This window comes from Pseudomonas sp. RT6P73 (assembly GCF_054897715.1).
On record NZ_JBUBUV010000002.1, the window covers coordinates 4035783 to 4049016 of the forward strand.

General features: G+C 58.6%; 15 protein-coding genes. 5 read left to right on the top strand and 10 right to left on the bottom strand.

The genetic code is table 11. The annotated features are described in order from the left end of the window. Window positions 1-172: 172 nt before the first annotated feature. Genes dgoD through ACYZT6_RS18885 form a run of 3 tightly spaced genes read right to left on the bottom strand, consistent with a single transcriptional unit; the run spans window position 173 to window position 3000 of the window. On the bottom strand, window positions 173-1321 hold the full coding sequence (gene dgoD, locus ACYZT6_RS18875) for a galactonate dehydratase (RefSeq protein ID WP_008152275.1): 1149 nt from the start codon (window positions 1319-1321) through the stop codon (window positions 173-175). Window positions 1322-1367: 46 nt separating this feature from the next. Then, window positions 1368-1988, bottom strand: a complete 621-nt coding sequence (locus ACYZT6_RS18880; RefSeq protein WP_462028182.1) for a 2-dehydro-3-deoxy-6-phosphogalactonate aldolase — start codon at window positions 1986-1988, stop codon at window positions 1368-1370. A 19-nt stretch (window positions 1989-2007) separates the two neighbouring features. Further along, window positions 2008-3000, bottom strand: a complete 993-nt coding sequence (locus ACYZT6_RS18885; RefSeq protein ID WP_462028183.1) for a 2-dehydro-3-deoxygalactonokinase — start codon at window positions 2998-3000, stop codon at window positions 2008-2010. A gap of 180 nt (window positions 3001-3180) precedes the next feature. Between ACYZT6_RS18885 and ACYZT6_RS18890 the strand changes: the two genes are divergently transcribed. Next, complete coding sequence (locus tag ACYZT6_RS18890) at window positions 3181-3609, top strand: hypothetical protein (protein ID WP_462028184.1); 429 nt, start codon at window positions 3181-3183, stop codon at window positions 3607-3609. A gap of 65 nt (window positions 3610-3674) precedes the next feature. Here the strand turns inward: ACYZT6_RS18890 and ACYZT6_RS18895 are convergent, their stop codons facing one another. From ACYZT6_RS18895 to ACYZT6_RS18910, 4 genes are all read right to left on the bottom strand, one after another. Next, window positions 3675-4169 carry a hypothetical protein gene (locus ACYZT6_RS18895; protein ID WP_462028185.1) on the bottom strand — a complete coding sequence of 165 codons (495 nt, stop codon included), beginning with the start codon at window positions 4167-4169 and terminating at the stop codon, window positions 3675-3677. 2 nt (window positions 4170-4171) lie between these two features. Continuing rightward, window positions 4172-4909: an alpha/beta hydrolase gene (locus tag ACYZT6_RS18900; RefSeq protein ID WP_462028186.1), complete on the bottom strand. Its 738-nt coding sequence runs from the start codon at window positions 4907-4909 to the stop codon at window positions 4172-4174. 6 nt (window positions 4910-4915) lie between these two features. Then, the gene (locus ACYZT6_RS18905; RefSeq protein ID WP_462028187.1) at window positions 4916-5410 is read right to left on the bottom strand and encodes a PAAR domain-containing protein; all 495 of its coding nucleotides are present in this window, start codon (window positions 5408-5410) and stop codon (window positions 4916-4918) included. 234 nt (window positions 5411-5644) lie between these two features. Continuing rightward, on the bottom strand, window positions 5645-6127 hold the full coding sequence (locus tag ACYZT6_RS18910; RefSeq protein WP_461959364.1) for a GNAT family N-acetyltransferase: 483 nt from the start codon (window positions 6125-6127) through the stop codon (window positions 5645-5647). A gap of 269 nt (window positions 6128-6396) precedes the next feature. On the opposite strand from ACYZT6_RS18910, the gene ACYZT6_RS18915 reads away from it, so the two are divergent. The 4 genes from ACYZT6_RS18915 to ACYZT6_RS18930 all read left to right on the top strand — a co-directional run bounded on the left by ACYZT6_RS18915 (window position 6397) and on the right by ACYZT6_RS18930 (window position 9086). Then, entirely contained in the window at window positions 6397-7050 is a 654-nt protein-coding gene (locus tag ACYZT6_RS18915; protein ID WP_462028188.1) for an HD domain-containing protein, read from the top strand. Between the two features lie 112 nt (window positions 7051-7162). Then, complete coding sequence (locus tag ACYZT6_RS18920; RefSeq protein ID WP_462028189.1) at window positions 7163-8368, top strand: MFS transporter; 1206 nt, start codon at window positions 7163-7165, stop codon at window positions 8366-8368. Window positions 8369-8452: 84 nt separating this feature from the next. Beyond that, on the top strand, window positions 8453-8791 hold the full coding sequence (locus ACYZT6_RS18925; RefSeq protein WP_462028190.1) for a hypothetical protein: 339 nt from the start codon (window positions 8453-8455) through the stop codon (window positions 8789-8791). Between the two features lie 40 nt (window positions 8792-8831). Beyond that, entirely contained in the window at window positions 8832-9086 is a 255-nt protein-coding gene (locus tag ACYZT6_RS18930; RefSeq protein WP_462028191.1) for a hypothetical protein, read from the top strand. Window positions 9087-9257: 171 nt separating this feature from the next. On the opposite strand, the gene ACYZT6_RS18935 is transcribed toward ACYZT6_RS18930, so the two are convergent. From ACYZT6_RS18935 to ACYZT6_RS18945, 3 genes are all read right to left on the bottom strand, one after another. After that, window positions 9258-10589 carry an IS4 family transposase gene (locus tag ACYZT6_RS18935; RefSeq protein WP_462027613.1) on the bottom strand — a complete coding sequence of 444 codons (1332 nt, stop codon included), beginning with the start codon at window positions 10587-10589 and terminating at the stop codon, window positions 9258-9260. A 117-nt stretch (window positions 10590-10706) separates the two neighbouring features. Continuing rightward, on the bottom strand, window positions 10707-11636 hold the full coding sequence (locus ACYZT6_RS18940; protein ID WP_462028192.1) for a PfkB family carbohydrate kinase: 930 nt from the start codon (window positions 11634-11636) through the stop codon (window positions 10707-10709). Then, window positions 11629-13095: a purine-cytosine permease family protein gene (locus ACYZT6_RS18945; RefSeq protein WP_462028193.1), complete on the bottom strand. Its 1467-nt coding sequence runs from the start codon at window positions 13093-13095 to the stop codon at window positions 11629-11631. Before ACYZT6_RS18945 ends, ACYZT6_RS18940 begins: the two co-directional genes overlap by 8 nt. Window positions 13096-13234 lie beyond the last annotated feature (139 nt).

A 13234-nucleotide genomic window follows, 5' to 3' on the forward strand; every position in this document is an offset into this window, starting at 1 on the left:
TGAGGTCGATGTGAAGTCGGGGTTTGCCGCAAATCTCCTGTCCATGGAGATCAAACTGTGGGAGCCAGCCTGCTGGCGATCGCGGTGTGTCAGTCACCATGAATGCTGGATGTGCCGACCAAATCGCCAGCAGGCTGGCTCCCACAGGGGTTTGCGGTGGGTCAGGGAGAACTCACCACTCGGCAAAACTGCCATCGGCATGGCGCCAGATCGGGTTGCGCCAGCGGTGGCCGACAGCGGCGCGTTCGATCACGTATTCCTCGTTAATCTCGATCCCTAGGCCCGGGCCGTTCGGGATTTTCACGAAGCCTTTGTCGTAGTCGAACACCCGCGGATCCTTGACGTAATCCAGCAGGTCGTTGCTCTCGTTGTAATGGATGCCCAGGCTCTGTTCCTGGATGAACGCGTTGTAGCAAACCGCGTCCAGTTGCAGGCACGCCGCCAGGGCAATCGGGCCCAACGGGCAATGCAGCGCCAGCGCCACGTCGTAGGCTTCAGCCATGTTGGCGATCTTGCGGGTTTCGGTGATGCCACCGGCGTGAGACGCGTCCGGCTGGATGATGTCGACGTAACCTTCGCTGAGCACGCGCTTGAAATCCCAGCGCGAGAACAAGCGCTCGCCGAGGGCAATCGGGGTGCTGGTCAGCGGCGCCAGTTCTTTCAGCGCTTCGTAGTTTTCGCTGAGCACCGGCTCTTCGATGAACATCAGTTTGTACGGGTCGAGTTCCTTCATCAGCACTTTGGCCATGGGCTTGTGCACCCGGCCATGGAAGTCCACGCCGATGCCGACGTTCGGGCCTACCGCGTCACGTACGGCAGCGACGTTGGCCAGGGCCAGATCGACTTTCTCGAAGGAATCGAGGAACTGCAGCTCTTCGGTGCCGTTCATTTTCACCGCAGTGAAACCACGCTCCACCGCTTCCTTCGCCGCGCGAGCGGTGTCCGCCGGGCGGTCGCCGCCGATCCACGAATACACGCGAATCTTGTCGCGCACCTGGCCACCCAGCAAGTCGCTGACCGACACCCCCAGGGCCTTGCCCTTGATGTCCCACAACGCCTGATCGATACCGGCCAGCGCGCTCATGTGGATGGCGCCGCCCCGGTAAAAGCCGCCGCGGTAGAGCACGGTCCAGATGTCTTCGATGTTGCGTGGGTCTTTGCCGATCAGGTAGTCGGACAATTCTTCAACGGCAGCCGCCACGGTGTGTGCGCGGCCTTCGACCACGGGCTCGCCCCAACCGGTCACGCCTTCGTCGGTTTCGACCTTGAGGAAGCACCAGCGCGGTGGAACGATGAAGGTGGTGAGTTTGGTGATTTTCATCTTTTTGTCTCTCTTATAGATGCAGCGCTCGCAGCGCCAAAAAGTCTTAGCGAAGGGCTTTCCAGGCAGCCACGTAGGCCTTGGCGTTTACCGCCACGTCTTCAGGCGTCATGCCCGGTTTGAACAATCCGGAACCCAGTCCGAATCCCTTGACGCCGGCGTCGATAAACACCTGCATGTTGTCCGGTGTGATCCCGCCGACTGGCGCCAGAATGGTTCCGGCCGGCAGCACCGCGAGCCAGGCTTTGACGACAGCCGGGCCCATTTGCTCGGCCGGGAACATCTTCAGCACGTCTGCGCCTTCGGCCAGTGCGGCAAAGGCTTCGGTCGGCGTCGCCACGCCCGGCGACAGGTATAACCCCGCCGCCTTCGCCGCACGCAACACCTTGGCATCGCTGTGGGGCATGACGATCACCTGACCGCCCGCCGCTTTCACTTGCTCGACCTGCTCCGGCGTCAGCACCGTCCCGGCACCGATCAGGCAATCGGCGGGCAAGGTACTGCGCAGGATGCGGATACTTTCGTACGGCTCAGGGGAATTGAGCGGCACTTCGATGACGCGAAATCCGGCGGCGTACAGAACTTCGCCGATGGCAGCCGCTTCTTGCGGGCGCAGGCCACGCAGGATCGCGATCAGACCGTTTTGCGCCAGTGCTTGCTTGAGCATGTCAGACCTCCAGTCAGGTTTAACGGGGTGGGTGTGCGGCGATCAGTCCGGCGGCGACCGCCAACTGCCACAACCCGCGTTCGGTGGCTTGTTCGGCCAGGGTCACGCGGGCAAAACCGCAGGCATCGAGGGCCCGGCTGTAACGGGCACAGAGTTGAGAGTTTCCGATGAGGATGATCGACGGCAGATGCACGCTGTTGCGTCGGCGTCGCTGGACATTCGCCAGCGCTGACAGCTCATGGCCGATCAGCAGGCCGGACAAGTAATCCGGTTGCGCGGACGCGCTGAGTTCACCGGTCAACCCGAGGCTGCGGGCGCTGAACAACGTCGACAAAGGACCGATCTCGCCCTCCCCCGACAGCGCCACTTGCACACCCCGATCAAACGCCTGGCCATCGAAGGACGCGCCCTTTTGCTGGGTGCGCCCCAGAATGCTGTGTTCGCTGAGCACGGCGAAGATCTCGCCGGTCATGAAGGTATCGAAATGCACGATGCAACCGGCGGCCACTTCGACCCATTTCGAATGACTGCCCGGCAGACCGATCAACAGATCACGGCCCTGCTCGATCGGTAGATTCTGCAGGACACCCAGCACTTGGGTTTCTTCGCCGCGCATCACGTTTGGCAAACGCGAATGCTGAATCACGCCCGGCACGATGTGCACATCGACACCGCGAAGACTGCGAATGGTTTGTAGGGAAGTTCCGAGATTGGCAACGTTTGCCGGCGTGTCGCAGTAAGCCGCTTCGCGCCAGCCCTGGGCGCTGCCGACCATGCCACAGGCAATCACCGGTAAATCCGGCTGCGCGTCGAGCCAGTCACCGCACGCCTCATCGAAGGCCAGTTCAAAACCGTCGGCACATTCCTGACCGTTGATGATTCGCGGCGTCCGGGGCAGCTGCATGATCCCGGACGACAGCGAACGCTGTTCCAGCACCTGGCCACCCGCGGCGAGTTTGTAAGCACGTAATGAGGTCGTCCCCCAATCGAGCGCGATCAATTGCGCCAGCATCGCTTCACCTGTTCTGTTTATTGGCAGTGAGTGAGCTGGACTATAAACCTGGACGCGCCAAAATCTCAATATATAAATATCACTCCCATATTATGGGATTTACAAGTGTGACAGGATTTTCTCTGCCGACGCTTTAAAATGCCGGGCCACGGAACGTCACCCAGCCATCAAGGAAGAGAAATGAAGATTGCTTTAAAGGCGCTGCTGTTTTGCAGTGCTCTCTGGTCCGCCGCAGCGCTCAGCGCATCGAAGGAACTGAAGGCAGGCGATATCTGGGCCTACAAAAACCGGCCGGGCGAGGATGGATCGACACTGACGATCCTGAAAATAGAGAATTATCCGAAGTTGGGTAAGGTCGTTCACATCAGAGTGGACGGCTTTCGGCTGATCAACCCGGTGACAGGGAATGAATTCAACGAAATGCCTCACCTGCCCTTCCAGGCAAAAGCCATAGAACGCAGCATCACCCATCGGGTGGGAAATACCTCTGACATTCAGGATTTCAGTCAGGGTTATGCGGCATGGAGAGCGGCCTTTGATGAGGGGAAGGCCGGGGTTTTCAAGATTACCTTGCGGCAAACACTTGATGGGTTAATCAGTGGTAATTAGGAAGCCAGCGAACAATCAAGGCTACTTCTTTCCAGCAAGCAGCCTGTGCGTAGATATTCGTTTTACTATTTAGTAGACGCCTTTAACAAATCGACAGTCGGCACGCGCATGTTGTTTGAGAAATACGTTTTGTAAGGAGTCGTATGGACCCTAAAAGTACAAATCACAAACTCACGCTTAGCAAGGACTTCATTCAATGCATGCCCCGCAAGAATAGTTTCCTTCCCTTGTACTTCTTCGGCCTCACGAAAAATAATCTTAGAAACATAGTGACCACCCTCAGGGGCTTTCACAAACTCCACAGTTCCTCTTCCTGACCGTTTTATGTAATGCCCGATAGAAAAATCAAGATCATCCTCCAAAGCACACACCAGCCCTTCACCGATCCGGGACTTGAATAGCCCCAAAAGGTCAATATCGCTAGTAAAAATTATCTGATAGGCATTCCCGCTCGGGGTAATTTCCACGCTTTCGTAGTTAAGCGTCGCAATGGGTCTGTCGTGATTTGAAGAACATGAAGAACACAAAGCGGCAAGAATACAAAATACAAAACCACGCATGGTTATTTCTCTCTAAAGTAGCTGAGTATGGACTCTGCCAAGAGCTGACGGGCAGACTTGCCACCGTCTAGCGGTTTCGCGAACATGATGTTCGCATCGGCATGATTGACATCCACCTTGCCACTTACATTCGGACCCGATGTAATCTCCCATTGCTCACCAAAGTCCGCAACAAAGTCAGACACATTCCTGTCTTTTATTTTCGCAGCACGGACATTGATCCAAAACTCTGCTTTGGGTTTAGGCGTCAACCTGTGAATACTGGAAATACCATAGACTATTTTCCCTTCACCCACCGGGTCCAGAGTAATCAACATCCTTATTTTGTACCCTTTATCCGTCAACACACCAGACAGATGCGCGCCATTCCACCCACCCAGACTATGACCGACAATGTAGATCGCTGTAGAGGTATCAGGAATCTCACTCAGTACATTTTTTGCCAAATCTTCATCAGTTATAAATTTATTGTAGGCCATTACCCGCAAAGGGCAACGGCAGAGATAGTTCAGAGTTTCAGCATCCGCTAAAACGTCATCGCGAACATAACTGACGTTCCAGTTCGGCCCACTCATGTAGTAACTTTCCTGATCCCCGGCCCCACCAATAAAAAATATGAATATTTTCTTTAATCGAATGGGAACCGTTTTGATGCATATGTCTTTCGGGTCCGTCAGTGCATGCTCAGCCGCCTCTCTTTTCGGCAACCCTTCCTTTGCCGCCGCGTTTTCACTCGCCATCCCCAATCACTCCACAAACAGTTTAATAGTCTCAGCCAAATGCGAACTGACGGTATGGGTAAACCCGGCGGCGTCCGTGATGCCATGTTCTTCGCTGCCATCGCCACGCTGAATGGTGTAGGGGTGATAGGGGACGGGCTCGCCGTTCGCCTCGTTAACCACCTGCAACCTGTCAGTAAAGTGTACCGGCATCGGCAACAACCCACTAAACGCAGCGCCTCCGCCACTCTGGCCAATAATGACCGTACCGGAGCCGCCAACGACCACGTTACCGTGGCCTCCCGTACTGTCGAGTGTTGCGGCATTGAGGCCATTGATGAATACCGTGCCGGACACGGCACCGGTGATCGGGCTGCCGCAGGCGGATTTGTCGGTCATGCGGGCGGCGGCGAGGCCGTCAAAGAACACGTCTGGCGATCCAGAAACAATTGGATTGGTACCATGTCCGGGCAACGGGCACGAAGTGGGATCGGTAACGCGTGCAGCAGGTTTTCCACTCAAGTCAAAGCTCCTTGCTTTTGAGTTTTAAAGCGATGGCGGCAAACATTCAGGGTGCAAAAGAAATGCACCAACAACGTTCAACCAAACTGGAGAGTCGAAGGCGATCGTGACGGATGTCGAGAGAAGAGGATGCCAGAGGCATTGCAGGTGTCATCCGTGAGCGCGCAAAGGCGCACAGGATGACGAACTAGACAGGTGGCGACAACTGGATTCAGCGTTAGGGCAAAACGCGCATCAACTCCCCTCGGCAAACTCCCGCAACACCGCCCCATCCATCCGATACCGAACCCACTCTTCCTGTGGCTGTGCGCCCAACGATTTATAAAACTCGATCGCCGGTTTGTTCCAGTCGAGCACGCTCCACTCGAATCGTCCGCAGTCATTGGCGCAGGCGATTTTCGCCAGGTGGCGCAGCAAGGTTTTGCCTGCGCCGCCGCCGCGCTGTTCGGGGGTGATGTAAAGGTCTTCGAGGTACAGGCAGTTGCTGCCGAGCCAGGTGGAATAGCTGAAGAAGAACACCGCGAAACCGATTGGCACGCCGTCGCGCAGGCAGATCAGGCCGTGGGCGGTGGCGCCTTCGCTGAACAGGCTGCGTTCGATGTCGGCGACGCTGGCGATGACTTCGTGGCGGGCACGTTCGTAGTCAGCCAGTTCGGTGATGAACCCGAGGATTTGCGGCGCATCGCTGGGGGTCGCCGGGCGGATGTCGATCGTCATGGACGGGCCTTTGTCGAAAGTTGAAAACGCCATACTAAGTCGGCGCGTGGCACTCGTCACACTGGAATTTCAAAGCTGATCCATGGAGCATGTGTAGCAGCTGGCGAAGCCTGCGGTCGGCTGCGGAGCAGTCGTGAAACCCGCATACGCGGTTTGCCTGTAACACCGCACCGTCTGACTTCACGACTGCTGCGCAGCCGAACGCAGGCTTCGCCAGCTGCTACAGGGTTGTGTCGCTGACAAGAACGTTTTCACTTAACAGGATGTTTATGACCATTGATGCTTTCGCGCCGCTGCAAACTCTCGCCGCGCAGCTGCTGCCCCATGCATTGGAACCCTCGGAAGATGGCGCCCACGACCTGTCGCATTTGCAGCGCGTCTGGCACAACGCGTGCACGCTGCATGTGCAGGAAGGCGGCGATCTTGAAGTGTTACTGGCAGCGGTGCTTTTGCATGATTGCGTGGCGGTGGAGAAGAACTCGCCGTTGCGTTCGCAGGCGTCAAGACTGGCTGCCGAGAAGGCGTCTGCCGTATTGGACGACATGGATTGGCCAAGCGCGAAAATCAGCGCCGTTGCCCACGCCATTGAGGCTCACAGCTTTTCCGCCAACATCACCCCGACCTCACTCGAAGCGAAGATCGTGCAGGACGCTGACCGTCTCGACTCTCTCGGCATGCTCGGCGTAGCGCGCACGTTCTACATCGCAGGACGCATGAGCAGCGCGCTGTACGACCCGCAAGACCCGGAAGCGAAAGCGCGGGACTACGATGACAAGCGCTTTTGCCTCGATCACTTTCAGACCAAGCTGCTGCATTTGGCGGACGGTTTCCAGACGCCAACCGGCCAACGACTGGCGCGGATCAGGCATGAGCGTTTGAAGGGCTTCATGGAGCTGTTCAAGGAAGAAATCGGCATCGGCTGAACCCATTACTCCGGCCGGCGCTAACCCTGGCATCGATAACCTCGGACCTAACGTTGACGACGCGCATGGTAGATAGACGGATAGCGCCTGTATCGGGTCAAGGAACCGCCTCATGTCTACCGCAACGCCCCACGTCTCAAGCAGGTTGTTCGGCCTGTTTTGCCTCGCCAGTTATTTGCTGTCGCTGTCCTACGGCTCGACGTTTTTGTTGTCGCTGTTGATCGGCTCACGGGGCGGCAACGAACACGATGCCGGTAGTGTGATTTCGGCAGCGATGCTCAGTACGTTTGCCGCGGTGATTGTCTCCGGGCACCTGTCCGATCTGCTCGGCGCCGCGCGTTCGATTGCGCTGTTCGGCATGCTATTGGTGGCCGCCAGCCTGGGCTTCGCGCTGACGCCGGGGTTCGGCAATCTGTTGCTGTTTTTCGGACTGCTTTTAGGGCTGGGTTGGGGGGTGTTTTACACCTTGGGGCCGATTATCGTTGCGAGTCTGGTAACGCCCGCCCAACGCGCGAAGTACTTCGCGCTGCTGTCCGGCAGCATGATGACCGGCATCGGCAGCGGTCCGTTGCTGGGCCGCGCGGCCAGTGCGCTGGGCTACCCGGTGACCGCCGCGTTTTACCTCGCGGCGCTGGCCAGTCTGATCGGCGTGTTGCTGTTCTGGCGGCTGGATGTTCAGTTGAAAAAAGCGCCCTCGCCTACCGCCACAGTCGCGCGCATTTCCTGTCGCGCCACCGCCCAGGTGCTGTCATCCAAAGCGGTGCTGCCGATCATCATGGTCGGCCTCGGTGGCTGCGTATTCGGTGGCCTGTCGAGCTTTCAAACCAGTTACGCAGCGTCTCGCTCACTGGACTACTCACTGTTCTTTTTCGGCTTCATGGGCGCGGCGATCAGCAGCCGGATGTTGATTGCCGGCTTCGTGGTCAAGCGCGATCCGTTGCGCGCATCCTGCCTGCTGTCGGGGCTGATGATGGGCGCGATTGTGCTGTTCGGTTTCGTGGTCGACAGCGGGTTCAGCTACGTGCTGGCAGCGATGATGCTCGGGGTCGGTTACGGGCTGACGTATTCGGTGATCAATGGCCTGGCGGCGAACGAAGCGCCGCACGGCACCACCTCGCAATCGTTGCTGCTGTTCAGCTTGTCGTACTTCATCGGCGTGTTCGGTTTTCCGTTGCTCGCCGGGAAGATCATCGTCGAACATGGGATGACGACGCTTCTGCTCACCGTTCTCGCCGTAGCGCTGTTGAACTGGCTGATCACCGTGGGCCGCTTGATCTGGCGTCAGGTCATCAGCGCCAGATCGTTGCAGCAGGTCTAGACCGTTCGTCGTTCATCAGGCACCAATCCAAATCGGGGGCGGACCAACATCAGGTAAGGACTCTAATTGAATGGAGACGACACCATGATCACGTCCCGCTTGACTGCCCTCGCTCTCGCCACGCTGTTGTCCTCTGCCGCCTTCGCGGCGACCTCCGCCACCGGTACCGGCCCGACCAACCCGGTCGAAGGTCCGAAATCCCCGACCACCCAAGGCTCACCCGGCATGAACACCAATGGCACGGGCGTCGACAGCAGCCTGCCTGCGTCCACGGGCACCGACCCACGGACTCAGGGCAACGACGCAGGCCGTCAAGGGGGAATGAACCTGCCGGACACCCAGACACCCGATAACGCCGGCGCCGGCATGGGCTCGAAAACCACCACCGGTGGCTCGGGTTCCGAAGGCGGTGCCAGCCAATAGTTCGCCCACGCGATCTATCCACATCCATGAAGAGGTAACCATGAACGTTGATAAAAACCTTGAGAAAGAAGTCCTGACCCGTCTGTTGCACGCCCATCCAAGTGGCTTGGGCAAGGAGCTTCTGGACAATTACCGGGGGGAGAAAGTCGTGGCCAGCACCCTCGCCACGCTGCAGGATCGCGGGCTGATTCAGCACGGGCATGTGACCTGTAACGAGGCCGGCGAACACTCGCTGCAACTGCCGATCAAACTCAGCGCGGCTGGGGTCGAGGCGGCGCGAAAGCTAGACGCTTAGCCAGATGAATCAGGTCGCAGTCGTGCGCGGCTGCGACCGTTTGACCGACGCTACAAGTAGCTGGAGAAAACCCTAGGATCTCTAGTGAATTTAATGGCCCCATCGCGAGCAGGCTCGCTCCCACAGGGGATTTGTGCCGTTCGCAAATCCCCTGTAGGAGCGTAATGCTGTTCACTTAAGCGGAGCAGCCTTACGGTCCACTGGAAATCGGGTTTTCGAAATTTTCACCGTCCTTGGTCTCGAAGGCCTTGGGCGGTGATCCAGAAACAATCCTCCTATCCCTGCTCTCAACTCAGCCAAGCGTCTTCCTGTGGCTGAAATCGGATTAGCCGCCGCCATCACGATCAGTTGCACGGCGATGTACTGACAAACGGGTTTGAAACGGATGTCCGAGGGTGGTCGGCCAAACGCCACCGCCGCCTGACTGGCCTCTCGACGAATCACGTTATAAGCCAGCAATAGCCCCCACACTTCCTGATAGATCAGCTCGACTTTTTTGCTGCGCAAGGTCATTGCGTTCTGTTGCATCGAACTCTTGATGTCCCTGAAGCCCAATTCGATTTCCCAACGCTCTTGGTAAAGTTTGGCAACGGCTTGAGTGTTGTAGGTCTTGGCCGGCAACGACGTCATGACGGTCTTCACCTTGCCTTTGATTTCATAACTGACTTCGCGTACTTCCCAGTGCGTTGGAAGAACCGGGTTTCGCTTTCTGGCCTGCGGTGAGACTTTCATACGCACTAACCTGTCGTGCTGGCTGTAACGGGCCACTTCCTCGCAGACCAGTCCCTTTTTTGCCGGGATCAACCAATGACGGTTGATGCCTGCTCCGCTCAGGCTCGACAGCAGCTCGGCACCCCAAAAACCTTTGTCGAACAGCGTCACCGAGTGGTCGGGTATCTGCTGCAAAAATTCGTCGGCCAAGCGCATTTCACTGCGTCGATAAGGGCTCAATTGAGCATCCATGATCACGTGCGAACGCACATTCATCAGGGCCACCAAGCGCAGCATCGGAAACGGCGTCTGGCGGTCGCTTGGAGTGTTTCCCGACCCGAAGTGATCTCGAAGCTCGGGCGTATCCGGAGTACGCAAAAGTGCACCGTCCACCGCGAATACCTGCAGATCATGCCAGGTATCATCGTCATAGCGCTCCGCGCCCCATTGGGTCCCGGTCTTGCGGAATAACCACTCAACAGGATCGGCACCGAGTCGCTTGCGCGCCTCGGTCACACCACTGCGGGCCAACAAGTGGTCGGTGGCCAGGCCTTGAGCGCAGATGTTCAATCGTCTGGCCACCTCATGAACCGGCTCGTCACGAAACAAGGCCATGCCGAGTACCAACCAGAGCACTTGGTCAGCGGGCAGGCGACGTCGGCGAATGGTCGCCTGACTGGAAAGATCCAGCGCAGACGCTACCCACTCGATGGGAATGTTTTGGGTGAAGGTGCTCAGGTCGCAGAAGTTGAAAAGGTCGCCGAGGTCGAGCAGATCTTGTTGAACAGACATAAAAAATCCGATGCCAGAGGTCTGGCATCGGATTTTCGGATAAGCCCGGCTTGGACTCAAATACTTAAGTGAACAGCATTACCTGTAGGAGCGAGGCTTGCCCGCGAAGACGTCAGGTCAGCCGCCAAAGTTTTTGCGGATCAACTCATCCACCTCAACAGTCCCAGGCGAAGTCGCCGGCCCCCACCGCGTGACTGCCAACGCCGCAGCCGCATTCGCCCGCTGCGCCGCTTCACCCGCAGGCAACCCTTGCGCCAACCCCGCCAGAAACACTCCGGCATGGGCATCGCCCGCGCCATTGCTGTCCACCGCTTCAACCTTGAAACCGGGCACATGCTGTCGGTCGCCGCGCTGACTGATCCAGCACCCTTGCGGGCCATCGCGGACCACCATCAACACATCGACCGGCAGATGATCGGTCAGCCTGCCCAGCGCCTCGGCAATGTCCGACGCTCCGGTAAAGCGTAGCGCCTCAACACTGTTGCTGGTCCACAGATCAATGCGTGGCAACAACGCCTGCATCAGAGGCTGATCCGGCGAATCCACCAACGGACCGGGATCGAACACCACGTTGATCGCTTTCGGCAAATCCAGCACCCACTCCACCAGCGCCTGGGCCTTGCCGGCGTGCAGCAGGCTGTAGCCGCTGACATAAACGTAGTCGCCCGCCTCGGCCGGCACGCTCGCCAGGTCCTCGGCCGTCAATTCGCCTTCGGCACCGATGTAGGAAATGAAACTGCGCTCGGCCGACGCATCGGTCACTGCAACGCACAACCCCGTATCCCGCTCGGCCTTGTGTGCGATGCCGATCCGAATGCCTTCAGCCTTCATCGCCTCACGGGCCAGGTCACCGAAACGACCGGTGCCATGCCGGCCAAGGTAGACCACCGGCAGCCCGTTACGCGCAGCGGCGGCCATCACGTTAAAACCGCCGCCGGCTTCGAAACTGGCGGATTGCGCCAGCACGTCGCCGCCTGGTTGAGGCAATTTATCCACGGCCATGACCAGGTCGATGATGACCTGGCCGGTGTGCAGCAACCTATGCATGAGCGTTCTCGGTCATTGCGGCGCGACGATCCCTCGCCCCACCGAGTACCCAATAAATCCCGCCGGCCACCAGGAACGTCACGATCCAGCCAAGGCCGTTATGGCCCAACCACGAGTCAGAGAGGAAACCGCGGAACCAGACGTTTTGTTCAGTGGTGCCAATCGTGGTGAAACTGAAGCCCAGCACGATCGCCAGTGCCCACGCGCCAAACGCACGCCACTCGATACCGCCGCTGTACCAGTAGGCGCTGCTCGGGCTGACATCCAGCAGGTCTTTGGGGCTGTAGTAATGACGATGAATCAGGTCAACGACGAAGATCCCGACCCACGCCGTGATCGGCACCGCCAGCAGCGAAATGAAGGTAATGAACGGGCCGTAGAAACTGTCGGCGATCAGCATGAAGTAGATCGAACCGGCGAAGATCGCAACGATGTCGACCACCACGGCGTAGACGCGTTTGACCTTGAGGCCGAGGGTCAGGGTGGTCAAACCGGCGGAATATACCGACAGGTTGTTCGACAGCAGCAACCCGCCGAACGCGGTGATCAGGTACGGCACAGCCATCCAGGTCGGCAGCATGTCGCGGATCGCGATGATCGGGTCAGTGGCCGACGCCAGGTCGTTGTTGCCCACCGACAGCAGACCGCCGAGGGTGATCAGCAGCACCAGCGGAATCCCCGCACCGAATGCTGCCGACGCCACCAGGCGCACGGCTTTGACGCTGCGGTGCTGATAGCGCGACATGTCCGCGCCGGCGTTGGCCCAGCCGATCCCGGTGCCGGCGGCCATGGTGCCGACGCCGATGATCATCGCGCTCAACGGCGCGGGCGTGGCGTTGAACACCGCGCTCCAGTCGATGGTGGCGCAGAGGAAGCCGCCGACCAGAATGTTCAGCGCACCGAAAACGTAAGTCGCCCACTTCTGGATCACCAGCAATGTGGCGTGACCGAGGCCGGACACCGACAAGGTCAGCAGCACGAAAATCGCGATGAAGATCAGGGTCAATAGCGGCGCGCTTTTGGCTTCCACCGGCGAACCGAACAGGATCGAGCACAGCGACAGCAGCACGAAGGCGGCGGTGGTGGTGTTGACGGTTTCCCAGCCCAGCCGCGACATCAGCGAGACCAGGGTCGGGCCGATATTGCCGCGCACACCGAAGATGGCTCGCGACAGCGTCAGGCTGGGTGCCCGACCACGTCGACCGGCGATGGAGATGATCCCGACCACCACGAAAGAACCCGCGGCGCCGAGGATCGCGACGATGATCGCCTGCCAGATCGCCAACCCGCGAAACGCCACCAGCGTGGCACCCAGCGGCAGGCCGAGGATGGAAATGTTAGCCGCGAACCAGACCCAGAACAGTTGCAGCGGATGACCGTTGCACTCCGCTTCCGGCACCGGTTCGATGCCGCGGGTTTCCAGTTGCCCGGCGCTTTGCCCGGCGTTCGATGAACTCATGAAAAATGCTCCTGTTGCCTTTGTTGTGGTTGTGGGCAATGACGGAAGACGAAAACTACAGCCCGGCTGTCCTGGCCAAGTCCGTGCGGTCCATTGCGGGGTTATCAATTCAAATACGCGGCGCGCCCATCGCGGGCAA

What these genes read in the sequence shown, in the direction of transcription:
- dgoD (WP_008152275.1), bottom strand. Translation starts at nt 1,321, where the DNA reads ATGAAAATCACCAAACTCACCACCTTCATCGTTCCACCGCGCTGGTGC.
- ACYZT6_RS18880 (WP_462028182.1), bottom strand. Translation starts at nt 1,988, where the DNA reads ATGCTCAAGCAAGCACTGGCGCAAAACGGTCTGATCGCGATCCTGCGT.
- ACYZT6_RS18885 (WP_462028183.1), bottom strand. Translation starts at nt 3,000, where the DNA reads ATGCTGGCGCAATTGATCGCGCTCGATTGGGGGACGACCTCATTACGT.
- ACYZT6_RS18890 (WP_462028184.1), top strand. Translation starts at nt 3,181, where the DNA reads ATGAAGATTGCTTTAAAGGCGCTGCTGTTTTGCAGTGCTCTCTGGTCC.
- ACYZT6_RS18895 (WP_462028185.1), bottom strand. Translation starts at nt 4,169, where the DNA reads ATGCGTGGTTTTGTATTTTGTATTCTTGCCGCTTTGTGTTCTTCATGT.
- ACYZT6_RS18900 (WP_462028186.1), bottom strand. Translation starts at nt 4,909, where the DNA reads ATGGCGAGTGAAAACGCGGCGGCAAAGGAAGGGTTGCCGAAAAGAGAG.
- ACYZT6_RS18910 (WP_461959364.1), bottom strand. Translation starts at nt 6,127, where the DNA reads ATGACGATCGACATCCGCCCGGCGACCCCCAGCGATGCGCCGCAAATC.
- ACYZT6_RS18915 (WP_462028188.1), top strand. Translation starts at nt 6,397, where the DNA reads ATGACCATTGATGCTTTCGCGCCGCTGCAAACTCTCGCCGCGCAGCTG.
- ACYZT6_RS18920 (WP_462028189.1), top strand. Translation starts at nt 7,163, where the DNA reads ATGTCTACCGCAACGCCCCACGTCTCAAGCAGGTTGTTCGGCCTGTTT.
- ACYZT6_RS18925 (WP_462028190.1), top strand. Translation starts at nt 8,453, where the DNA reads ATGATCACGTCCCGCTTGACTGCCCTCGCTCTCGCCACGCTGTTGTCC.
- ACYZT6_RS18930 (WP_462028191.1), top strand. Translation starts at nt 8,832, where the DNA reads ATGAACGTTGATAAAAACCTTGAGAAAGAAGTCCTGACCCGTCTGTTG.
- ACYZT6_RS18935 (WP_462027613.1), bottom strand. Translation starts at nt 10,589, where the DNA reads ATGTCTGTTCAACAAGATCTGCTCGACCTCGGCGACCTTTTCAACTTC.
- ACYZT6_RS18940 (WP_462028192.1), bottom strand. Translation starts at nt 11,636, where the DNA reads ATGCATAGGTTGCTGCACACCGGCCAGGTCATCATCGACCTGGTCATG.
- ACYZT6_RS18945 (WP_462028193.1), bottom strand. Translation starts at nt 13,095, where the DNA reads ATGAGTTCATCGAACGCCGGGCAAAGCGCCGGGCAACTGGAAACCCGC.